Origin of the sequence: Egicoccus halophilus, assembly GCF_004300825.1 — a bacterium.
GTDB classification, from domain to species: Bacteria; Actinomycetota; Nitriliruptoria; order Nitriliruptorales; family Nitriliruptoraceae; genus Egicoccus; species Egicoccus halophilus.
Genome location: NZ_CP036250.1, coordinates 1,100,510 through 1,121,995 on the forward strand (window position 1 = coordinate 1,100,510; position 21,486 = coordinate 1,121,995).

At 72.2% G+C, this 21,486-nt stretch carries 24 protein-coding genes and 1 other RNA gene; 17 read left to right on the plus strand and 8 right to left on the minus strand.

What is annotated here, in order from left to right:
- Nucleotides 1–8: 8 nt before the first annotated feature.
- Nucleotides 9–1,211, plus strand: coding sequence for a mechanosensitive ion channel family protein (locus tag ELR47_RS04985; protein WP_130648889.1), 1,203 nt, complete (start codon nucleotides 9–11; stop codon nucleotides 1,209–1,211).
- 55 nt (nucleotides 1,212–1,266) lie between these two features.
- On the opposite strand, the gene ELR47_RS04990 is transcribed toward ELR47_RS04985, so the two are convergent.
- Nucleotides 1,267–1,665, minus strand: coding sequence for a CBS domain-containing protein (locus tag ELR47_RS04990; protein WP_130648890.1), 399 nt, complete (start codon nucleotides 1,663–1,665; stop codon nucleotides 1,267–1,269).
- 91 nt (nucleotides 1,666–1,756) lie between these two features.
- Complete coding sequence (locus ELR47_RS04995) at nucleotides 1,757–2,362, minus strand: PH domain-containing protein (protein WP_130651225.1); 606 nt, start codon at nucleotides 2,360–2,362, stop codon at nucleotides 1,757–1,759.
- Nucleotides 2,363–2,517: 155 nt separating this feature from the next.
- Here ELR47_RS04995 and ELR47_RS05000 point away from each other — a divergent pair, with 155 nt between their 5' ends.
- The 5 genes from ELR47_RS05000 to ELR47_RS19080 all read left to right on the plus strand — a co-directional run bounded on the left by ELR47_RS05000 (nucleotide 2,518) and on the right by ELR47_RS19080 (nucleotide 4,514).
- Nucleotides 2,518–2,961 carry a universal stress protein gene (locus ELR47_RS05000; protein ID WP_130648891.1) on the plus strand — a complete coding sequence of 148 codons (444 nt, stop codon included), beginning with the start codon at nucleotides 2,518–2,520 and terminating at the stop codon, nucleotides 2,959–2,961.
- Nucleotides 2,962–3,107: 146 nt separating this feature from the next.
- A complete protein-coding gene (locus ELR47_RS18165) occupies nucleotides 3,108–3,275 on the plus strand; it encodes a hypothetical protein (protein WP_165403852.1) in 168 nt (55 codons plus the stop codon).
- A complete protein-coding gene (locus ELR47_RS18170) occupies nucleotides 3,272–4,000 on the plus strand; it encodes an alpha/beta hydrolase family protein (RefSeq protein WP_165403853.1) in 729 nt (242 codons plus the stop codon). Before ELR47_RS18165 ends, ELR47_RS18170 begins: the two co-directional genes overlap by 4 nt.
- Nucleotides 3,997–4,266, plus strand: a complete 270-nt coding sequence (locus ELR47_RS19075) for an MscL family protein (protein ID WP_165403854.1) — start codon at nucleotides 3,997–3,999, stop codon at nucleotides 4,264–4,266. Before ELR47_RS18170 ends, ELR47_RS19075 begins: the two co-directional genes overlap by 4 nt.
- A complete protein-coding gene (locus ELR47_RS19080; protein ID WP_165403855.1) occupies nucleotides 4,248–4,514 on the plus strand; it encodes an MscL family protein in 267 nt (88 codons plus the stop codon). The genes ELR47_RS19075 and ELR47_RS19080 overlap by 19 nt, the downstream gene beginning before the upstream one ends.
- A 21-nt stretch (nucleotides 4,515–4,535) precedes the next feature.
- Here the strand turns inward: ELR47_RS19080 and ELR47_RS05015 are convergent, their stop codons facing one another.
- The gene (locus ELR47_RS05015) at nucleotides 4,536–6,056 is read right to left on the minus strand and encodes an NAD-dependent malic enzyme (protein WP_130648894.1); all 1,521 of its coding nucleotides are present in this window, start codon (nucleotides 6,054–6,056) and stop codon (nucleotides 4,536–4,538) included.
- 178 nt (nucleotides 6,057–6,234) lie between these two features.
- Here ELR47_RS05015 and tkt point away from each other — a divergent pair, with 178 nt between their 5' ends.
- Entirely contained in the window at nucleotides 6,235–8,232 is a 1,998-nt protein-coding gene (gene tkt / locus ELR47_RS05020) for a transketolase (RefSeq protein ID WP_130648895.1), read from the plus strand.
- 4 nt (nucleotides 8,233–8,236) lie between these two features.
- On the opposite strand, the gene ELR47_RS18600 is transcribed toward tkt, so the two are convergent.
- Nucleotides 8,237–8,716 carry a hypothetical protein gene (locus tag ELR47_RS18600; RefSeq protein ID WP_205745456.1) on the minus strand — a complete coding sequence of 160 codons (480 nt, stop codon included), beginning with the start codon at nucleotides 8,714–8,716 and terminating at the stop codon, nucleotides 8,237–8,239.
- Nucleotides 8,717–8,822: 106 nt separating this feature from the next.
- Here ELR47_RS18600 and ELR47_RS18605 point away from each other — a divergent pair, with 106 nt between their 5' ends.
- Both ELR47_RS18605 and ELR47_RS05035 read left to right on the plus strand, forming a co-directional pair.
- Nucleotides 8,823–9,320, plus strand: coding sequence for a DUF427 domain-containing protein (locus ELR47_RS18605; RefSeq protein ID WP_205745457.1), 498 nt, complete (start codon nucleotides 8,823–8,825; stop codon nucleotides 9,318–9,320).
- Between the two features lie 149 nt (nucleotides 9,321–9,469).
- Nucleotides 9,470–9,883 (plus strand): antibiotic biosynthesis monooxygenase family protein, encoded by a 414-nt coding sequence (locus ELR47_RS05035; RefSeq protein ID WP_130648897.1) that lies wholly within the window; start codon nucleotides 9,470–9,472, stop codon nucleotides 9,881–9,883.
- Nucleotides 9,884–9,905: 22 nt separating this feature from the next.
- Here the strand turns inward: ELR47_RS05035 and add are convergent, their stop codons facing one another.
- The gene (gene add, locus ELR47_RS05040) at nucleotides 9,906–10,964 is read right to left on the minus strand and encodes an adenosine deaminase (RefSeq protein ID WP_165403856.1); all 1,059 of its coding nucleotides are present in this window, start codon (nucleotides 10,962–10,964) and stop codon (nucleotides 9,906–9,908) included.
- A 100-nt stretch (nucleotides 10,965–11,064) separates the two neighbouring features.
- Nucleotides 11,065–11,235: a hypothetical protein gene (locus ELR47_RS18180; RefSeq protein ID WP_165403857.1), complete on the minus strand. Its 171-nt coding sequence runs from the start codon at nucleotides 11,233–11,235 to the stop codon at nucleotides 11,065–11,067.
- Nucleotides 11,236–11,526: 291 nt separating this feature from the next.
- Here ELR47_RS18180 and prfB point away from each other — a divergent pair, with 291 nt between their 5' ends.
- From prfB to ssrA, 6 genes are all read left to right on the plus strand, one after another.
- The gene (gene prfB, locus ELR47_RS05045) at nucleotides 11,527–12,642 is read left to right on the plus strand and encodes a peptide chain release factor 2 (protein WP_130648899.1); all 1,116 of its coding nucleotides are present in this window, start codon (nucleotides 11,527–11,529) and stop codon (nucleotides 12,640–12,642) included.
- A gap of 218 nt (nucleotides 12,643–12,860) precedes the next feature.
- On the plus strand, nucleotides 12,861–13,559 hold the full coding sequence (ftsE, locus tag ELR47_RS05050) for a cell division ATP-binding protein FtsE (RefSeq protein ID WP_130648900.1): 699 nt from the start codon (nucleotides 12,861–12,863) through the stop codon (nucleotides 13,557–13,559).
- A gap of 77 nt (nucleotides 13,560–13,636) precedes the next feature.
- Entirely contained in the window at nucleotides 13,637–14,530 is an 894-nt protein-coding gene (gene ftsX / locus ELR47_RS05055; RefSeq protein ID WP_130648901.1) for a permease-like cell division protein FtsX, read from the plus strand.
- A gap of 152 nt (nucleotides 14,531–14,682) precedes the next feature.
- Complete coding sequence (locus ELR47_RS05060) at nucleotides 14,683–16,383, plus strand: M23 family metallopeptidase (protein ID WP_130648902.1); 1,701 nt, start codon at nucleotides 14,683–14,685, stop codon at nucleotides 16,381–16,383.
- A 45-nt stretch (nucleotides 16,384–16,428) separates the two neighbouring features.
- Nucleotides 16,429–16,917 (plus strand): SsrA-binding protein SmpB, encoded by a 489-nt coding sequence (smpB, locus tag ELR47_RS05065; RefSeq protein WP_130648903.1) that lies wholly within the window; start codon nucleotides 16,429–16,431, stop codon nucleotides 16,915–16,917.
- Nucleotides 16,918–17,180: 263 nt separating this feature from the next.
- Nucleotides 17,181–17,540, plus strand: a transfer-messenger RNA (tmRNA) gene (ssrA, locus tag ELR47_RS05070).
- Between the two features lie 301 nt (nucleotides 17,541–17,841).
- Here ssrA and ELR47_RS05075 read toward each other — a convergent pair.
- Nucleotides 17,842–18,393, minus strand: coding sequence for a hypothetical protein (locus ELR47_RS05075; RefSeq protein WP_130648904.1), 552 nt, complete (start codon nucleotides 18,391–18,393; stop codon nucleotides 17,842–17,844).
- A 476-nt stretch (nucleotides 18,394–18,869) separates the two neighbouring features.
- Nucleotides 18,870–19,004, minus strand: a complete 135-nt coding sequence (locus ELR47_RS19085; protein WP_268234472.1) for a hypothetical protein — start codon at nucleotides 19,002–19,004, stop codon at nucleotides 18,870–18,872.
- 213 nt (nucleotides 19,005–19,217) lie between these two features.
- Between ELR47_RS19085 and istA the strand changes: the two genes are divergently transcribed.
- Both istA and istB read left to right on the plus strand, forming a co-directional pair.
- Nucleotides 19,218–20,708, plus strand: a complete 1,491-nt coding sequence (gene istA, locus ELR47_RS05080) for an IS21 family transposase (protein ID WP_130651227.1) — start codon at nucleotides 19,218–19,220, stop codon at nucleotides 20,706–20,708.
- On the plus strand, nucleotides 20,705–21,478 hold the full coding sequence (istB, locus tag ELR47_RS05085) for an IS21-like element helper ATPase IstB (protein WP_130648905.1): 774 nt from the start codon (nucleotides 20,705–20,707) through the stop codon (nucleotides 21,476–21,478). The genes istA and istB overlap by 4 nt, the downstream gene beginning before the upstream one ends.
- Nucleotides 21,479–21,486: the final 8 nt, after the last annotated feature.

Consider the following 21,486-nt stretch of genomic DNA (forward strand, 5'->3'; position numbering starts at 1 on the left):
GCACCGCGGTGGCGACCGCCGTACCGATTGACCCTGCCGGATGTCGAGGACGCCACGGGCGTCGAGGAGGTGCCCCGGTCGACACCACCGAGACCATCGTCGAGGGCAGCGTCTGGCTGGCGGGGACGCTGACCATCCTGGGCGTGGGCCTGCTGCTGGGGCTGCTCGGCGCCTTCCTCGTCCAACGCACCCTGTTCACGCTGTGGCGGTCCGACACCTCCGCCGCGCTGCTCGACCGCCCGCGCTGGCAGGGGCGGGTCGTGGGTGCGCTGTTCGGGGCGTTGGTCGCGGTGCCGTTCACGCCCCTCGAGGATCCGGCGGCCGCGCGCACCGTGCACCTGCTCGAGCTGCTGCTCGTCGCCGGGGTCGCGGCGCTGCTCATCAACGTCCTCAACGGCGTCGTCGAGGGGCGCCTGCGCATCGAGCGGGACCTGCGCGACCCGCACAGTCGGCGGCGGGTCACCCAGCTACGGCTGCTGCGACGGGTCGCGATCATGGGTGTGGTGGTGCTCGCCGCGTCGGTGACGCTGCTGACCTTCCCCGCCGTGCGTGCCGTCGGAGCCTCGCTGCTCGCCTCGGCCGGGCTGGCCGGCATCATCGCCGGCATCGCGGCACAGGGACTGCTGCGCAACGTCTTCGCCGGCATCCAGATCGCCTTCTCCGAACCGCTGACGATCAACGACGACGTCGTGATCGAGGGGGAGTGGGGCACCGTCGAGGAGATCACGCTGACGCACGTGGTCGTGCGCATCTGGGACTGGCGTCGGCTGGTCCTGCCGACGTCGTACTTCCTCGAGACACCGTTCCAGAACTGGACCAAGAACGAGGCACGCCTGATCGGCTCGGTCCACCTGCGCCTCGACCACCGGGTCCCGATGGACGAGCTGCGTGCGGTGGTGAAGGAGCTGGCCGCCGCCTCGCGACACCATGACGGCGACGTGGTGGTGGCCCAGGTCGTCGAGAGCCACGACCGAACGATGGAGGTCCGGGTGCTGGCCAGCGCCCCCGACGCGCCCTCGTCGTGGGACCTGCGCTGCGAGATCCGCGAGGGCGTGCTGGTCTGGCTGGCGCAGCAGCACCCGTACGCCCTGCCGACGCTGCGGATGGTGGAAGGGGTCACGCCACCGCCCCCGGCGCGCGGCGACGCCGCCGGCTCGGTGGCCGAGCCCGCACGTCCCATCAGCGACTGGGACCGGGAGCGGCCGGGGTGAGCGGTGCCCGCCGGGCTTCGGTGTCGCAACGGTCCGGATCCGCCGACGCGGCGGCTCAGGCGGGGACCGCCCCCAACATTCCCGCCAGGACGTCGCGGATCGAGACGACCCCGATCGTCGCGCCGACCCGGTCGGTGACCAGCAGGTGACGCACGCCGGCCTCGTCCATCAGCCGGGCGGCGTCGGCCAGCGACGCCGTCGACTCGATGCCGAGCACGTCGGTGACCGCGTGGTCCACCACCCGCTCGAGCGACAGGTCGGCACCGTCGGCGACCGCCGTGACGATGTCCCGCTCCGAGAGCACCCCACGGATGCCGGTCGGGTCCAGGACCACGAGCAGGCCGAGCTCGGCGGCCGCCAGGGCGGACGCCGCGGCCTCCAGGGTCGCGGTGGGGGCGATGGTCGCGACGGGCGTGCGGACCACCGTGGTGACGGGAACGGACTCGGTACGCATCCGGGGACCTCCTCGGGGTTCTGGGAGGCCACGGTCGCGCACGGGGGCGTGCGCAGGCAGGGTCGCAGGTCCCGGGTCGCGGGGACCTCGGTCAGCGGCCGAGCAGGCGTTGCTTCTCGGTCTCGAACTCCTCGTCGCTGAGGTGTCCGCGCTCGCGCAGGTCGGCCAACCGTTCCAGCACCGCGACCGGGTCGGCGGCCGGTCGTCCACCGGTGCGGTGGTGCAACATCCGCAACCCCCGGGCCTTGTAGACGTCGTGCTGGAAGCCCTCCGGGTCCGGGATGTCGTGCAGTTCGCTGCGGCCCTGGCTGCCGGCCGCCTCGAGGACCACGTCGCCGTAGCGCAGCAGGCGTTCGAGCACGGACTGGCTGAACAGCACGTTGGTGACCTGCTCGAGCGGGATCTCGACACCGGTGCGGGCCACCATGCCGCGACGCACCACGATGCGCTCGGTCGTCAGCACGTAGGCGGTGAACCACCACCGCAGGACCGAACGACCGGCGAGCAGCAACCACACCAGCGCCGCACCTCCGGCGGCGACCCACTGCCACGGTGGGTCGAGGGCCGCCACGGCCGCCCCGGCGAGCGCGGCCAGCAGCATCGCCCACAGCAGGGCCGGCAGCAGCACCTTCCAGTGCGGACGGAACATCAGCAGGACGTCCTCGTCCTCGGACAGCAGCCGCTCCGGATACCGCATGGCAGTCCTTGACGACGAGGGCGGCACGTGAGCGCATGCTAGGGCCCGGGTCGTTCGGCCGTCGTTCCGGGGACCTGTCGCCCTGCCGGCACGGCGCGGACCGGACCACGCTGGTGGCAGACGTCGTGGGGAAGCGGCGTCGAGAGGAGCCGGACATGAACAGGATCGTCGTCGGCATCGACGCCTCCGAGCACGCCCGTCGCGCCCTGGAGTGGGCGTTCGCCGAGGCCGAGCTCCGCGGCGCCGAACTGGAGCTCGTCCACGCCTACCTGCGCCCCGAGGTGGCCTACGTCCCCGGCATGGTGGTGACCGACATCGCCAGCGACAGCGAGCTGCAGGCTGCCGCCCGCGAGCTCGTCGAGGAGATGGTCGGCAAGATCGTGCCGCGGCCGACGGTGCCCTACGAGGTCACCGTGCAGGCCGGCGGTGCGGCCGGGGTGCTCTGCGGCCGCGCGGCCGACGCCGACCTGGCCGTCGTCGGCGCCCGCGGGCTGGGCGGTTTCCGCGGGCTGCTGCTGGGCTCGGTGAGCCAGCAGGTGGTCACCCACAGCCTCTGCCCGGTGGTGGTGGTGGTCCCCGAACGTCGGCACCACGACTAGGGCGGCGTCGCGGACCGGTGGAGCCGGCGACCGGAAGGTCGCCGGCCTCCACCCGTGGCCTCGCGGGCGTTCCGGGTGGCTGGTCGTGGCCGGCGTAGTAGGTTGGCGCCCTCTCGCCCGTGCCGCCGATCGAGGAGTCCTGTCGCGTGTTGGGCCCGGACGTGCCCGCGCTCACGCGTGGTCGCGGTGTCCATCCCGGCGACCCGACGGCCGGAGTCGACGCCCGTTCGCGGGCGGCCTCGGGCCGACTGGACGGTTCGTCCGGCACCGACCTCGCCGCCGAGCGGCACGACTTCCCCAGCGAGGCCTCGTGAGTACCGAACGACGCTCCCTGCCGGTCACCGCCGCCAACGTCGACCACGTGACCGCGTCCCTGCACGTGCCCGACGAGGTGTCGCGGCCACCGGTGCTGCTCACCCACGGCGCCGGCGGTGACCTCGACGGTGAGGGCCTGGTCGCCCTGGCCGAGGTCCTCGCCGGGCTCGGCTGCGTCGTCGTGCGAGCCAACCTGCCCTATCGCGAGGCGGGACGTCGGGCCGCGCCCCGCGCCGAGAGCTCGGTGGCGCCGTTCCTGTCGTTGTGGGCGGCCGCGGACGCGCTGTTGCGCGACGAGGGCCTGCCCACCGCCGGACCCGGCTGGGTGCTCGGCGGTAAGTCCTACGGGGGCCGGGTCGCGTCGCTGGCCACCGCGATGGCGGCCGCGGAGGACCGGCCCGCGGCCGCCGGGTTGCTGTTCTACGGCTACCCGCTGCACCCGCCCGGCAAGCCGGACAAGCTGCGCGTCGACCACTGGCCCTCGGTGCCCGTGCCGTGCCTGTTCCTCCAGGGGGACCGCGATCCCTTCTTCACCCGGGACCTGTTCGAGGAGCACGTGCGCAAGCTGCCCCGGCGGGCCACCCTGCAGGTCGTCGAGGGCGGGGACCACTCGTTGCAGGTGACCGGCGCGGCGAGCCCGGACGGCACGCCCCGCGGCGCGGTCCAGGTCCTGCAGGAGCTCGAGGGCCCGCTCGCCGACTGGCTCGGGTCGCTGGACCGGTGAGCGGGCGACTCCGGCCGGGCAGCCGGCGCCCCTCCGTCGTGCGCGAGTTCCGGGAGTTCGTCGCCCGGGGCAGCTTCGTCGACCTCGCGGTCGGCTTCGTGATGGGTGGCGCGGTCACCGGCGTGGTCAACGCGCTGGTCGAGCGGCTGATCATGCCGCTGATCGCCCTGCTGTTCGGGGAACCCGACTTCGACGCGATCGGCCGGTTCGGCTGCGTCGCGGCGAGTGCGCCGGATCGGTCGGTGCCGTGCTCACGGCACTGGTGAATTTTCCGCTGGTGGCGTTGGTGCTGTTCGCCATCGTCGAGGCCTACAACCGCCTGCGGCGGGAACATGCCGACGAGGCCGAGCCCGCCCCCGGGTCCGACGCCGATGCCGAGCAGCTCGTGCTGCTGCGCGAGATCCGTGACGCGCTGTGGGTCCGGGCCGGCTCCGCGACCTCCGACGAGGTGCCGGACCGGGCGGCGCGGACGGCCACGGCGGCGGTCGCGGACCCGGACGACCCACGTCGGTGACCCCACCGGTCGTCGTCGCCGTCAGTCGTCCGACGAGGGCACGCTGCGGCCGGGTTCACCGGCGAACCGGGCGGCCACGGCGCGCTTGACGGCCCGTCGGGCGGCCTCGTGCAACGCGGCCTGCGACTCGGAGTCCCGCGACCCCGACGACCCGGGGCGCACGTGCCCCTGGGCACGGGCGGTCGCCGCGACGGCCTCGGCCACCACCGGCACGACCGAGCGGTCGAACGGGGAGGGCACGACGTAGTCGGGGGCGAGGTCGTCCCCGACGATCGAGGCGATGCCGGCAGCGGCAGCGACCTTCATCTCGTCGGTCACGGCGGTGGCGGCGGCATCGAGCAGGCCGCGGAACAGGCCCGGGAAACACAGCACGTTGTTGATCTGGTTGGGGAAGTCGGACCGTCCGGTCGCCATCACGCGGACGTGCTCACGGGCGAGGTCGGGGTGGATCTCGGGCGTGGGGTTGGCCAGCGCGAACACGATCCGGTCCGGCGCCATGGCCTGCACGAGCTCGAGCGGCAGCGAGTCCGGGCCCGACACGCCGACGAACACGTCCGCGTCGCGCAGGGCCACCTCCTTGCCTCCGGTGAGCTGGCGTGGGTTGACCTGTCGGGCCAGACGCCGCCGGATCGGGTCCATCCCACGCCGACGCGGTTCCAGGATGCCGTCGACGTCGACCGGGACGATGTCGGTGATGCCGGCCGCGCGCAGCAGGTTCACGATCGCCACGCCGGCCGACCCGACGCCCTGGACGACCACCCGCAACGAGGTGAGCTCGCGGTCCACGACCCTCGCGGCGTTCATCAACGCCGCGAGCACGACCACCGCGGTGCCGTGCTGGTCGTCGTGGAACACGGGCACGTCGAGCCGCTGGCGCAGCTTGCCCTCGATCTCGAAGCAGCGGGGTGCGGCGATGTCCTCGAGGTTGATGCCGCCGAAGCCGCTGGCGATGCGGGCGACGGTGTCCACGAAGGCGTCGGGATCCTGCTCGTCGACCAGGATGGGGTAGGCGTCGACGCCACCGAAGGACTTCAGCAGCATCGCCTTGCCCTCCATCACCGGCAGCGAGGCGAGCGGGCCGATGTCGCCCAGGCCCAGCACCGCCGAGCCGTCGGTGACGATGGCGACGGAGTTCGAGCGGATCGTGAACCGGTAGGCGGCGACCGGATCCTCGGCGATCAGCTGGCACACCTTGGCCACGCCGGGGGTGTAGACCAGCGACAGGTCCTGGGGGCCGCGGACGTCGCGGGTGAGCTCCACCCGGATCTTGCCGCCCTCGTGTGCGGCCAGCACGTCGTCGAGGATGGAGAGCACCTCGACCCCTTCCGCCTCGACCAGGGCGGCGGCCACCGCGTCGCCGTGTGCGTCGTCGCGGACCTCGACGGTCACGTCGCGGAAGACCACGTGGCGCTGCTCGTCGGTGCGCTGGGTGGCGAGCAGTTCGGCGCCGCACGCCTCGAGCACGCCGGTCACCCGGGCCAGCATGCCGGGCGCGTTCTCCAGCGCGAGCCGGAGGGTGAGGCGCTGGGTCAGTGGTGGCATGGTCGGCCTCTCCCGGGCGGGCGGCCGAGGATAAGCGCCGCCGTGGGCACGGCCGCCATCGACCGTCACGCGACGGCGCGTCACACCTGTGGCAGACTGGCCGGGTACGTGTCCGCCGTCGGACGAAAACGTTTCCGACCGGTCCGTGACCATCCTGTCGCCCCACCCCGGAGCACGCATGTCCGCCGAACTCGCCCAGCGGTCCATCGACACCGTCCGCACCCTGGCCATGGACGCCGTCCAACAGGCGAACTCCGGGCACCCCGGGATGCCGATGGGGTGCGCACCGATGGCGTACGTGCTGTTCAACGAGGTGATGCGGCTCGACCCGACCCAGGTCGACTGGCCCGACCGCGACCGTTTCGTGCTCTCCGCCGGGCACGGGTCGATGCTGCTGTACGCCGCGCTGCACCTGGCCGGCTTCGCGCGTCCGAACCTCGACGACCTGCAGCACTTCCGCCAGTGGGGTTCGCCGACGGCGGGGCACCCGGAGAACTTCCTGCTCGACGCGGTCGAGACCACGACCGGCCCGCTCGGTCAGGGCGTGGCCAACGGCATCGGGATGGCGCTGGCCGCCGAGCGGCTCGCCGCCGAGTTCAACCGGCCCGGGCACGAGATCGTCGACCACCGGGTCTACGGCATCGTCTCCGACGGTGACCTGATGGAGGGTGTCGCCGCCGAGGCCGCCTCGCTCGCCGGCCACCTGCGGCTCGGTCGCCTCACCTACCTCTACGACGACAACGCCATCACCATCGACGGCCGCACCGAGATCGCCTTCACCGAGGACGTGCTGGCCCGCTTCGACGCCTACGGCTGGCACACCCAGCGGGTCGAGGACGTCACCGATCTCGACGCGCTGCGGGCCGCGATCGCGGCCGCGGACGCCGACGAGCGTCCGTCGTTGATCGCCGTGCGGACCGTCATCGGTCACGGGGCGCCCAACAAGGCCGGGACGTCCAAGGCCCACGGTTCCCCGCTGGGCCCCGACGAGATCGCCGCGACCAAGCAGGCCATGGGCTGGGACCTGGAGCCGTTCACCGTCCCCGACGACGTGCGCGACCACCTCGACCTGTCCGAGCGTGGCCGCGAGCGCCGCGAGGCCTGGGAGCAGCGCTTCGCCGCGTACCGCGAGGCGCACCCGGAACTGGCCGACGAGTTCGAGCGGCGCGTCGTGCGCGGTGAGCTGCCGGCGGACTGGACCGACGCGTTGCCGACGCTGGACGACAAGGCGGCCACCCGCCAGCACTCCGGCGCGGTGATCAACGCGATCGCCGAGCGGGTCCCGGAGCTGTTCGGCGGATCGGCCGACCTCGCGGCGTCCAACAACACCGACGTCGAGGGCGGCGGGGACTTCAGCGCCACCGACCGCACCGGTCGCAACGTCCGGTTCGGGGTGCGCGAGCACGCGATGGCGTCGATCGCCAACGGCATGGCACTGCACGGCGGGGTGATCCCCTACGTCGCCACCTTCCTGATCTTCACCGACTACTGCCGGCCGGCGATCCGCCTCTCGGCGTTGATGCAGCAGCGGGTCGTCTACGTGATGACCCACGACTCGATCGGCCTGGGTGAGGACGGCCCCACCCACCAGCCGGTCGAGCACCTGCCGGCGCTGCGGGCGATCCCGGGCCTGACGGTGCTGCGGCCCGCCGACGGCGCCGAGACCGTCGCCGCCTGGAAGCTGGCGCTCGAGCACGACGGCCCGAGCGTGCTGGCGCTGACGCGGCAGGGCCTGCCGCCGCTGGGGGACCGGCCCGAGGGTGCGGTCGAGCGCGGCGCCTACGTGCTGCGTGACGTGCACCCCGACGGCGACGAGGGCGCCGACCCGCAGGTGGTGCTGATCGGCACCGGCTCCGAGGTGCAGCTGTGCCTCGGCGCGGCCGAGCAGTTGGCGGCCGACGGCGTGGCCGCCCGGGTCGTGTCGATGCCGTCGTGGGAGCGCTTCGCGGCCCAGGACCAGGCCTACCGCGACGAGGTGCTGCCGCCGCAGGTGCGGGCCCGGGTCGCGGTCGAGGCCGCCGCCGGCTTCGGCTGGGAACGCTGGGTCGGCGACGCCGGCGTGATCGTCGCCATGGAACGCTTCGGGGCCTCCGCACCCGCCGAGAAGCTGTTCGAGGTGTTCGGCTTCACGGTCGAGCACGTCACCGAGGTCGCCCGCGGTCTGTTGCGGGCGTGAGTCGTCAACGGCCGGCCGGGTCCGAGCGACGCGGCCGGCCGCGTCCGAGGCGTTCGCGCAGGCGCTCGCGTGCGGGGGGCGCCGTACCGGTCGCGTGGGCGCCCGCCCGGGCGCGCCCGGAGGACGAGCGCTTCTGGCCTCGGCCGCGGCCCTCGGCCAGGGCGAGGTTGGCCTGCTCGGCCCGACGGGCACGCACGAACCAGTGACGACCGACCAGGCCGAGCATGGTCGTGCCGATGAGCGCGTTGACGAGCATGGCCTGCCAGCCGTCCACGACGCCGATCGCGCCGATGGCGGCACCGCAGACCCATGCCCACCGCCACAGGCGCATCTGCCGCCGGGCGAGGACGACCGCCAGCGGGGCGTGCTTGCGCTTGTCGACCGCCACGCCCCGGTTCACGGCCCGCACGACGGCCCGCCGCTCGCTCAACGGCAGCGCGGCGAACCGGCGACGGTGCTCGGCCGCGTCGGGGATCTTGACCATCTGCTGCCTCGTCGCTGTCGGGACGCCCGGGGGCGGGAGCGTACGGATCCACGCGACCGCACGTCTCGAACCCCTCCGCGAGCCCCCGCACGACGAGGAAGCTTCCTTGCGACGTCCGCGCCCCGATCCCGTCGGTCCCGGCCAGGAATCGGTCTGGGACTACCCACGCCCGCCGGTCCTCGACCCGAGCGAGGAGCACGTGGTCGTCACGCACGCCGGACGAATCGTCGCCGACAGCCGGCGGGCGCTGCGGGTGTGCGAGACCTCCCATCCACCCGTCTACTACCTGCCACCCCACGACGTCGACCGGACGTGCCTGGCGCCCTCGGCGGCGCGGAGCTGGTGCGAGTACAAGGGGCAGGCCGCCTACGCGGACCTCGTCGTCGGGGACGAACGACTGCCCCAGGTGTGCTGGTGGTACCCCCAGCCGACCGCGGCCTTCCGGCGACTCGCCGACCATCTCGCCTTCTACCCGCAACGGGTCGAGCGGATCACGGTCGACGGCGAGACCGTCCGGGCCGTCGAGGGCGACTTCTACGGCGGCTGGATCACCTCGCGCGTCGTCGGACCGTTCAAGGGAGGTCCGGGCACGCTCGGGTGGTGAACCCGGGCGGCGGCTGGACGAGCCGTCGACCGGGCGCCGAGGGGCCGCGTCGACGTCGACGCCCTAGGCTCGTGGTCCAGGTGACGGTCCGACGTGGCCGTCCGGGCGAGGGCCGGTTCCGGCCCTCGACGCGAGCAGAGGAACCCGCCGTGTCCGTCGTGAAGATCAACGTCCTGCAGGTGCCCGAGGGCCGGGGCGAGGTGCTCGAACAGCGCTTCTCCGCCCGTGCCGGTGAGGTGGAGAAGGTCGACGGCTTCGAGTCGTTCGAGCTGCTGCGCCCGACCGAGGGCTTCGATCGCTACCTCGTCGTCACCCGTTGGCGCGACGAGGAGTCGTTCGAGAACTGGATGAACTCGCAGGCGTTCCAGAAGGGGCACGCGCAGAGCCAGGGCGAGGCGGCGCGTGCGGAGGCCAGCGAGGGCGGCGGTCACCCCGGCGTCCCCGCCGGCGGTGGGCCGCAGGGAGCCGGCGGCGGTGCGCCGGGTGGCTCCGGTGGCGGGCCGGCCGCGACGGGATCCGAGCTGTGGCACTTCGACATCGTCACGAGCGCCACGAAGGCCTGACGTCGACGGGGACGCCGGCGGGTCAGACGTCCCAGCCGGCGTCCCAGGCGTCGATCTGCCGCAGGACCTGCCTGCGGACGTCCGCCGGGGCGAAGGCGGCGCGCATCGCGCGGCGCTGCAGGTCGGCCAGTCCCCGTCGGGTGAGCGCCAACAGTCGGCTCGCGATGAGGAGCTCCTCGCTCAGGGTGGTGGCGAAGAACGGCGGGTCGTCGCTGTTGATGGTGACCGGGACGTCGGCCGCCCACAGGGCCGGCAGCGGATGGGCGTCGAGGTCGGGCACGATCGACAGGGTCACGTTGGAGCTCGGGCACACCTCGAGCACGACGCCCTCGCGCGCGAGTCGCTCGAGCAGCGACGGGTCCTGCGCGGCGGCGATGCCGTGTCCGATGCGCTGCGCCCCGAGCTCGTCGAGGGCGGCACGGACGTTGTCGGGGGTGCCGGTCTCGCCGGCATGCACGGCCAGGCCGAGGCCGAGCGTGTCGGCCGCCTCGCGCAGGTGGGCGAACTCGCGCTCGGGGACCGAACCCTCCACCCCGGTCAGGCCGAGACCGACGATCGGCGCGTCGGCCGCCTCCACGAGTGCGACGGTCCGGTGGCTGGCCTCGACACCGAGGTTGCGGACGCTGTCGACGATCAGGCCGACACGGGTGTCGGGGACCTCCGCGAAGCCCTCCCGCAGCGCCTGCCACATCGCGGCCGGCTCCATGCCGTTGTCGACGAGGGTGAGGGCGGTGAAGGTGGCCTCGGTCCAGCGCACGCCCTGCGCGGCCTGCCCCCGGGCGAAGGCGGCGGCGACCGTGGCCAGATCGTCGGGCGTCCGCACCTGCCGGGTCGTGGCCAGGAAGGTCGTGACGAAGTGGTCGAAGTCCCGGAAGGGCGACGGATAGCCCAGTTCCCCGTCGTCCCCGCGGACGACCTCGAGCACCTGCTCGGGGTCCTCGCCGTGTCGGCGGGCGAGGTCCACGGCGGTCGGTGCGGCGATCGAGCCCTCGAGGTGGACGTGCAGTTCGACCTTCGGCAGGGCCTGCAGGTCGCGGTGGGCCACCTCCGGGCCGGACGCGCCGGACGGGAACGCGGACACGGCCGACTCCTTCACGGCCGGCGCGGGTCGTCACGCGGCCGACCCGGGACGACGGGCGCCTCCCGGGTCGGGAACGTTACTGCACGGTGCCGGACCCCGGTCAGCGCGCCACGGCACCCGGGCGGCCGGCCGACAGTTCGTCGGTGAGGCTGCGGTGGACCTCCGCACGGGCGTCGTCGGACGCCTCCCGACGGGCGAGCACCGGCAGCAGCACCCCGGTGGCGAAGGTGGCGGTCGCCAGAACGCCGGCGACCACGAGCAGGTGTTCCATGACGGCTCCTCGCGGCTATCGGGCGGAACACGCGCGTCGTGCCGCTCCGAACGACGTGACGGCGAACCGCGGCGCGAGGTTGCCGTTCGCCCCGTCGGCGCGCGCCCAGCGCTCGATCGCGCGGAGCGCGGATCGGTCCGTCCGCCCGGGCGGCGGGTGGTGCACGGACACCCTCCGGCGGCGTCGCGCGGGGGCGTCGGCGCCGCTCGGTAGCATCGACGCCGGTGCGCCGCGGACCGGGGACGGTCCTGCGGCGTGCGCTCGACCACTCGCTGCAGGAGCCGAAGGTCCATGCCGGACACCCACGCCGACGACATCGCCGCGTCGCGCGGCCGCGTCGCGCAACTCGAGTCCGACCTCGACATCGCCGGCAAGCGGCAGCGGCTCGAGGAGCTGCAGGAGCTGGCGGGGTCGCCGGGCCTGTGGGACGACCCGGACCGGGCCCGGGGGGTGACCACGGAGCTCTCCCGCGTGGAGGGTGACGTGCAACGCTACGACGCGTTGGTGGCCCGCCTCGACGACCTCGAGGTGCTGGACGAGCTCGCGGCCGAGGAGGGTGACGAGGGCTCGGCCGACGAGGTGGTCGCCGGTCTGCAGGCGGTCGCCGCCGAACTCGACCGGTTCGAGATCGCGACCATGCTCGGTGGCGAGCACGACCACGACGACGCCATCGTCTCCATCCACGCCGGCGAAGGCGGTGTGGACGCCATGGACTGGGCGCAGATGCTGCAGCGGATGTACCTGCGCTGGGCGGAGACGCGGGGGTTCGACACCGAGGTGTTCGACCAGTCCTACGGCGAGGAGGCGGGGCTGAAGTCGACCACCTTCGAGGTGCGCGGCGCCGACGCCTACGGCTGGCTCAACGCCGAGCACGGCGTGCACCGGCTGGTCCGCATCAGCCCGTTCGACTCCCAGGCGCGCCGGCAGACGTCGTTCGCGCTGGTGGACGTGGTCCCGGTCCTGCCGGAGGTCGACGAGGAGGTCGCCGTCCCCGACGAGGACATCCGGGTCGACGTCTACCGCTCGTCGGGTCCTGGCGGTCAGTCGGTCAACACCACCGACTCGGCGGTGCGGATCACGCACCTGCCGACCGGCCTGGTCGCGAGCTGTCAGAACGAGAAGTCCCAGCACCAGAACAAGGCGGCCGCGCTGCGCGTGCTCAAGGCGAAGCTGGCCGAGCTCGAGCGACTCAAGCGCGCCGAACAGCTCGACGAGCTGCGTGGCGCGGTGCAGAACGTCGGGTTCGGCTCGCAGATCCGCAGCTACGTGCTGCACCCGTACCAGATGGTCAAGGACCTGCGCTCCGAGCACGAGACCGGCAACGTGCAGTCGGTCCTCGACGGCGACCTCGACGGCCTCATCGAGGCCGAGTTGCGTCGCCGCGTCCGCGAGGCGCAGGAGGCCTGACGCGTCCGCGAGGCGCAGGAGGCCTGACGCGTCCGCGAGGCGCAGGAGGCCTGACGCGCGTTTCGGGTCCCGCTGAAGGGCGGGCCTTCGATACGCTGCCCGGTCGACCGACGGCCGCCCCCTTGGCGCCGGCCGTCGCCCCGTTCCGTCGCACCCGATCCGGGCGGCGCCAGCACCTCGTCGACGACGTGCTCGTCGTCCCCGTCGGAGGATCCGTCGTGATCACGCTCCGCAACGTCACCAAGACCTTCAAGCGCGGCGCCGACGACGAGGTCGTGGCACTCGCCGACGTGTCCCTCGAGGTCGCCAAGGGCGAGTTCGTGTTCGTCGTCGGCCCGTCCGGGTCCGGCAAGTCCACCTTCATGAAGCTGCTCACCCACGAGCAGCGCCCCGACGAGGGTGAGATCTGGGTGGCCGGCAAGAACCTCGGCACCCTGCGCTCGTGGAAGGTCCCGATGCTGCGTCGCGAGATCGGCTACGTCTTCCAGGACTTCAAGCTGCTCGCGAACAAGACCGTCTACGAGAACGTCGCGTTCGCGATGGAGGTCATCGGCAAGCACCGGCGCGAGATCGACCGGCGCGTGCCCGAGGTGCTGGAGCTGGTCGGACTCGACAGCAAGGCGAAGGCTCAGCCGCACGAGCTCTCCGGTGGCCAGCAGCAGCGGGTCTCGGTCGCCCGGGCGTTCGTCAACCACCCGCGCATCCTGCTCTGCGACGAGCCGACGGGGAACCTCGACCCGTCGACCTCGGTCGGCATCATGAAGCTGCTCGACCGGATCAACCGCACGGGTGCCACCGTGGTGATGGCGACCCACGACCAGCACATCGTCGACTCGATGCGCCGGCGCGTCGTCGAGCTCGAGAACGGCGTGGTGGTCCGTGACCAGTCCCGCGGCGTCTACGGCTACGCCGGCTGACGATCCCCGCGTCGACACCGCCCCGGCGGCGGTCCGGCGCTGCCTGCACGCAAGGCTCGAAGGAACAAGGACAGCGTATGTCCGCGCGTTGGCGCTACATCCTGCAGGAGGCCTTCGTCGGTCTCCGGCGCAACCTCATGATGACGGTCGCGGTGATCCTGTCGGTCACCGTCTCGCTGACGCTGCTCGGGGCCAGTCTGTTGCTCTCCGACCAGGTCGAGCTCGCCACCGATGACTGGGTCGGTCAGGTCGAGGTGTCGATCTTCCTCTGCGACGGTCGCACCTGCCCGGAGATCACCGACGAGCAGCAGCAGCAGCTGCGCGAGGACCTCGAGGACCAGCCGGTGGTCGCCGAGGTGTTCTTCGAGTCCAAGCAGGACGCCTACGACCGGTTCGTCGAGCTGTTCCGTGACCAGCCCAACCTCGTCGAGTCGGTCGACCCGGACGTCCTGCCGGCCTCGTTCCGGGTGCGCCTGGAGAACCCGCAGCTGTTCAACGTCATCGCCGAGCAGTTCGAGGCCTACCCGGGCGTCGAGGAGATCGTCGACCAGCGTCAGGTGCTCGACCAGTTCCTGCGTTTCACCAACGTGATCCGCAACGCCGCGCTGATCGTCGCGGCGATCCAGCTGGTCGCGGCCGGGGTGCTGATCGCCAACACGATCCGGGTCGCGGCCTTCGCCCGGCGCGAGCAGACCTCGATCATGAAGCTCGTCGGCGCGAGCAACTGGTACATCCGCCTGCCGTTCGTGCTCGAGGGGGTCCTCGCCGGGGTGCTCGGTGCCTTCCTGTCGTGGGGCCTGCTGTACGCCTCGGTGCCCCGCGTCGCCGCCCAGTTGCGTCGCGACATCGAACTGATGCCCTTCATCGACGCCGCGCACGTCATCGCCGTCGGACCGTGGCTGCTCGCCGCGGGCGTCGGGATCGCGGCGTTCTCCTCGGTCGTCGCCCTGCGCCGCTTCCTGGACGTCTGACGCCTCGGCCCCGACGGTGTCGTCCGGCGGGCGGGACGTCCGCTCCCCGAGCGGCCGTGGACCGGTGGACGCGGTGCCCGGGTGACACGAGGTGTGTTGTTGTGCATGCACCCTGGTGTTAGCGTGCCCGGTCGTCCAGTGGAATGAGGGCCGTGGCCGTGTCGCGCCGACTGCGTCGTCTCCTCGCCGGGACGGCCGCGCTGCTGTTGTTGCCGGCCGTGGCCACGGCGCAACCTGCCGACCTCGAACGCGAGCTCGCCGAGCGTCAACGTCAGGCGGAGGCCGGTCGTGAGCAGCTGGGCGAGGTCCGTACCCAGGAGCACGACGCCCGGGGCCGCCTGGCCGCGGCCGATGCCGCGCTGCAGCAGGCCGAGCGCGAACTCGGCGCGCGCCAGGACGAGTTGACGACCGCGCGCGCGGACCTGGACGCCGCCCGCGCCGCCGCCGCCGAGGCCACGGAGGCCGCCGAGGACGCGGAGCGGCACGCGGCCGCCACCAGGACGGCGTTGCGTCGGCTCACGCGGGAGCTCGAGGCCACCGAGGACGAACTGGCCGAGCAGCAGCAGCGCCTCGACGCCCGCATCCGGGCAGCGTTCAAGTACGGCCAGGTGTCGTTCACCGAGGTGTTCACCGGGGTGCGCGACATCGCCGACTTCCTCAACACCTCCACCTACGTCGGCCGGGTCATGTCCAACGACCGGGACCTCGTCGAGGAGGTGGTCCGGCTGCTCGAGACCGTGGCCGCGCAACGCCACGAGGCGGAGCGTCTGCGCGTCACCGCCGAGCAGCAGGTGGCGGCCGCCGAGCAGGCGGCCGCGGACGCGCAGCACCACGAGGCCCAGGCCGCAGGCGCCGCGGATGCGGTCGCGCGGGCCGTGGCCGAGCAGCAGGCGCAGACGCTGGTCGTCGCCGAGCGGCGCACCGAGCAGCAGGCGGCGCTCGAGGCGATCCTCGAGGACCGCTCGAGCATCGAGGCCCACCTCGTCGCGGTCGGGGCCGACGCCGAACGACTCGAGGGCGAGATCGCCGCGCTCGCCCGCCGACGGGCGCAGGAGGCCGCGCAGCGCGAGGCCGAGGAGCAGGCCGCCCGCGAACGCGCCGCCGAGGAGCGGGCGGCCCAGGAGCGCATCGAGCAGGAGCGTCGGGACCGCGAGGCCGCCGAGCGCCGCGAGGCGGCAGAGCGCCGCGAGGCGGCAGAGCGCCGCGAGGCCGAGGCGCGCGCGGCACGCGAGGCCGAGACCAGGAGCGGCTCGAACGCGGGGGGCGGCGGCTCGAGCTCGGGTGGCAGCGGTACGAACGGTGGCAGTGCTTCGAGCGGCGGCTCCGGCTCCGGGTCGGGGAGTGGCTCCGGGTCGGGGAGTGGCGCCAGCGGCGGCAGCGCCGGCGGGGGGAGCGGCTCGGGCTCCGGCGGGAGCGGCGGTGGAGCCGGCAGTGGGGGCGGAGGCCAGGCGAGTCCGCCGTCGACCGGCTCGTCGTGGGGGTGGCCGGCCGCGTGCGGCCGGGTCACCTCGCGATTCGGCACCCGTTGGGGGCGCATGCACCAGGGCGTCGACATCGCCTGCACCAGCCAGCTCGGAGGGACCCCACCGATCCTGGCCAGCCGGGCCGGCGTGGTGCACACCACCAATTGCGGCGGCGGCTACGGCCTGTGCGTGATCGTCGACCACCTCGACGGCGACCTGTCGCTGTACGGCCACATGTCGAGCCTCGCGGTCGGGACCGGCAGCTCGGTCAGCAAGGGCCAGGTCCTCGGCTACGAGGGCTCGACGGGCCACTCGACCGGGCCGCACCTGCACTTCGAGATCTGGAAGGGTGGCAGCCGCACCGACCCGTGCCCGTACCTCGGCTGCTGACCGCGGTCGGGACCGCCCGCGCTTCCGCCGCTACGCTCGCCGGTCATGGCGAAGACGAAGCAGCAGCAGGGCAAGGGCGACGGCACCAAGCTGATCGTCAGCAACCGTCGTGCCCGTTTCGACTACCACCTCGACGACAGCTACGAGGCCGGCCTGGCGCTCGTGGGCACCGAGGTCAAGTCGCTGCGGGGCGGCAAGGGTTCGCTCACCGAGGCGTGGGTCAAGGTCGACCGTGACGGGCAGGCCTGGCTGATGCAGGCCCACATTCCCGAGTACGAGTACGGCAACCGCAACAACCACGACCCGGTCCGGCCGCGCAAGCTGCTGCTGCATCGTCGTGAGCTCGAACGGTTGCGTTCCGCCGTGGAGACCAAGGGCGTGTCGCTGGTGCCCACCCGGCTGTACTTCCGCAGTGGACGGGCCAAGCTCGAGTTCGCGGTCGGACGCGGCAAGAACGTCGCCGACAAGCGCCAGACGGCCGCCAAGCGCGACGCGCAGCGCGAGATCGAGCGGGCGCTCAAGCAGCGGCGTTGATCCCAGCCGCTTCGATGGCGGCGATCCCAGCCGCTTCGATGGCGGCGATCCCAGCCGCTTCGATGGCGGCGATCCCAGCCGACAGGTGCCCCTCGGGTACGGCTCGACCCCCCGTCGCGGCCGCCGCGTCGGTGGCCGTCCGGTCAACAACCGCTGGCGGCCGTGGCGGGGCGAGTTATACTTCTGGGCCCGGTCGAAGCACCACACGGCCGGTTTGAGAACTGCAGAGCGTCGATCGCGCACCACGACCCTGTTTCACTCCTGGGGCTGATTCGGTCTCGACCGTGGTCAGTCCGTTGCCATGGGAGCGTGCCGAGGGTGCTCACGCGACCTCGACAAAACGCGTGGGAAACCATAACTGCCAAGGACACTGACCTGGCCCTCGCGGCCTAAACACCCGCGACGATCCGCCCCTGACGCCTCGTAGGGGGACCGGATCGACATCACGAGGCTCCACCGTGGGTGCTCCGACCGTCGGGCACCCGTGGGAAATCTTCGACGGTATGGATGCGGAAGCTGTCTGGCCCTGGAGCACCGCATCCGAGATCATCCAGGACCTACGCACGTAGAGCCCCGAGCTTCGGGACCGCGGGACCCGGGTTCGACTCCCGGCAGCTCCACCGCGAGACGTTCGACGGAGGGTGCACCTCCCCGGACGCCTCCCAAGCTCGTGTGATGAACGCGCCTCCGGATCGGCCACCAAGGGCCGCGCCGAGGGGACGGGCGACCGACCGCCGCTCCACCAAGGGAGCGACGGAACCGGGTCCTGTCCACGCCTCCATCGCACGGAACCAGGGCGCGATCGACGCCTGCAGAGACGAGACCCCGCCGAGTATTCGGCGGGGTCTCTGTCGTGTCCGCTTGCAGGTCTCCTGGTCGCGGTCGGCTGCCGCTGGCGATGAGCCGGCGTCTGGATTGTGCGGCTCAGGCTCGGCGTGAGGGACGTGGGGGGAGGGGGTTGCGCCAGCGTTGGCGGTGATCGGTGTTGGCTTCGGCCCAGGTGACGGTGAGGGTTCGGTCACGGGTATGCATGGAGGTGGAAGCGATGAAGCTGAGTGCCTCGCCAGGCCCGACCTCGTCGGGGTCGCCCTCGAGGGCATGCAGTGGCAGGGTCTCGTCGGTGTCGAGCTCGACGGTGTGTGCGGTGAGATCGCCCTCGTTCGTCAGGCGGTACCGGTCGCCTTGTTCGTGGCGCAGCTGCCATCTCACTTTGGATGCCGGTGCGCTGTGGGCGCTGACGCTTCCACTGGCGGCGATCTTCTCGAGGGCGTCCACGATGCGCGAGGAGTGCTCTTCGGCCACCTCGGCGGCCCGCTCGGAGCGGGTCGCGGTGGCTTCGGCGACCGCCTGGTCCTGTTCCATGCGCTGACGGGCCAGTTCTCGGTCTTGGTCAAGCCCCTGTCGCGTCAGTCGATTCGACCGGATGTTGAAGAAGAAGGTCACGACCACACCGAGGAGCGCGGTGATCGTTGCCACTGCTTCCCAGTCCATGACTGCTTCGCCCTTCGTCGGTGCGTCTCAGGATGGCCACCGGAGTGCGGTGATGTTGCCAATCATCGACGTGTTCCGCGACGGCGACGAGTCCGTTGACAGGGCGATCGGTGTGGAGAGGTTGCCGAGTGTGTGCCAACGCTTCGAGCCGGCCGTCATGGCGTAGGCGGTACGGCCGCGAGTCACCGGATCAGACGCCACGCATGACCTCGCCCTCGAACTTCGCCGCGACCAGGGTTGTGCCGGGTGCCCGTGGGTGGAGGACCGCCCGTCAGCGCACGCACGGCGGTATCGACCCGTTCAGCTGCGCGGCAGTTGCGTGACACCGCGGATGGCGAGGTGTCCGTCCCCAGGGTCTTCAGGTGGTGCTGAGGCTGAGGCGTCTCGCGCCGTGTGCTGCCCGCCGCGAGAGCGCAGGACACCACTGCGACGACGGTGCAGTGGCGTCCGGGCGTGGTGGATCAGGCAGCGTCTTCGAGGGCGAACTCGGTGGGCGGGTCGAAACTTGCGAACAGTACGTCCGGGAGGTCGAGCCGGTTGCCGGTCTTGAGGTGCCACTTGCGGGCGAGGCGCACGTTGGTGACGGCGGAGGACAAGCCGACGTGGAGGAGGCGGAGTCCAAGTGTCGGCGGACATGAGATTCTCCCCGTAGGCGGACAGCGGACCTCCCCGGTGGCGGACACGAAAGCTCCCCGCGGACATCAGATCTCCCCGGTGTTGTCCGTTGTGCTCGTCACGGTTGTCGTGAACGAGTGATCCCTCCCGGTACGACGGCGGTGCTGAAGCGTCGCCGACCAGGAGGGATCGGGATCAAGTCTGCCGGAGAGATCATGGAGATTTTGGAGGCCTACGACCTCGTGGGCACCTACCGCGGCGCGTCCAGGTTGGCTGGCTGCGACCACCACACCGTCAAGCATTACGTCGAGCGCCGTGCCGCGGCTGCCGACCCGTCGGCCAGCGTGCCGCGGCCGTCGATGATCGACGGCTACCGGGCCAAGATCGAAGAGCTCGTCGAACGTTCCGAGGGCGACATCCGGGCCGATGTCGTGCACGAGCGGCTGACCGCGATGGGGTTTGACGGCACCGACCGCACGACGCGCCGGGCGGTTGCCGAGGCCAAGTACCACTACGCGGCGGGACGACGTCGGGTGTATCGGCCCTGGATCACTGAACCGGGCGGCTGGTTGCAGTTCGACTGGGGCACCGGACCGAGGATCGCCGGGCGGGCGACGCTGCTGTTTTGTGCCTGGCTGGCGTGGAGCCGTTTCCGGGTGGTGATCCCGGTGTGGGACCGCACCCTGCCGACCGTGCTGTCGTGCCTGGACGAGACGTTCCGTCGGGTGGAGGGCATCGCGACCTACACGTTGACCGACAACGAGAAGACCGTCACGGCCGAGCATGTCGCCGGGATCCCGGTCCGCCATCCCGACATGGCCGCCGCGGGCCGCCACTACGGCACCCAGATCACCACCTGCGTGCCGGCCGATCCGGAGTCCAAGGGCGGCTCGGAAGCGACTGTGCGGATCGCGAAGGCGGATCTGGTCCCGACCACGGCGAACCTGCGCGACGCCTACCACAGCTTCGCCGAGCTGCGGGCTGAGGCCGCCATGTGGTGTGAGCACATCAACGCCCGCCCGCATCGTGAGACCGGCCGGCCCCCGGTCGACATGCTCGCCGAGGAACAGGCACGGCTCCACCCGGTGCCCCGTGACCCCTACGTGGCCGCGTTGGGCGAAACCCGGGTGGTGTCGCGCAGTTCGGTGATCTCGCTGGGTGGGGTGCGCTACTCGGTCCCACACCAGCTGATCGACCAGACCGTGTTCGTCCGCGTCGACGGCGACGAGGTCGTCATCGCCCACCAGGGCCGTGACGGCGTGACCGAGGTCGCCCGCCACCTGGTCTCCACCCCCGGCACGCCGCGGCTGGATCTATCGCACTACCCGCCCCGGTCGGCGTCGAAGATTCTCGAGCACCGCCCGGCGCCTCGCACGCCGGGCGAGGCCGCGTTCCTCGCGCTCGGGCCGGGAGCGGCGGCCTGGTTGACCGCCGCCGCTGCGGCCGGGACCGCGCGGGTTCGGATGAAGATGAACCAGGCGGTCGAGTTCGCCGCGGTCTACGACCAGGCCGAGGTCGACGCCGCGCTGGCTGCCGCCGCGCAGGCCGGCCGGTTCGCCGAAGGCGATCTCGCCTCGATCCTGCGGCATCGGCGTCGCAGCAACGGTGACGGGGTCGTGGTCCCGCTCGTCGAGGGCCACTCGCTGCAGACCGGCACGTCGCGTTGGGCGGAGGTCGGCCGATGACCGTCTCGAAGTCCCAAGCCCTCGACGCCGAGGTCGAAGCGCTCGCCCGACGGCTGCGGCTGCCCTACCTGCGCAAGGCCGCCGTCGACGTGCTGCCCACCGCCAAAGCGCAACGTTGGGAACCTGCCGAGCTCGTCCGGGTCCTGCTCGCCGAGGAAGCGCAAGGCCGGGACGCCGCCACCATCCGCAACCGCCGACGCCGGGCCGGGTTTCCGACCGGCAAGACCTTCGACACCTGGCGCGAGACCGCCTCGACGATCCCGGCGGCGACCCAACAGGCGCTACGCACCCTCGAATGGGTCCGGCGGGCCGAGAACCTGGCCGTGGTCGGACCGTCCGGGACCGGGAAGTCACACCTGCTCGAAGCCCTCGGTCAGGCCGCAATCGATGACGGGCTGATGGTCGCGTGGTTCACCATCGAGTCCCTCGGCCGGCTCGTCACCCGACATCGTGCGGACGACTCGGTCGCCAAAGCCGTCAACCGGGTGTTGAAGGCCGACCTGGTCGTCATCGATGACATCGGCCTGCTCCCCGTCCCCGCCGAGGCCGCCGAAGCGCTGTTCCGCGTGATCGATGCTGCCTACGAACGTCGCTCGGTCGCCATCTCGAGCAACATCCACCCCGGCGGGTTCGACCAGCTGCTGCCCACCACCATCGCCACCGCCGCGGTCGACCGGTTCATGCACCACGCCCACGTCGTGGTCACCGACGGCGACTCCTACCGGTTCGCCCAAGCCCGCGACGGCAAGGGGGTGACGCCCCTGGCCTGACCCCGTGG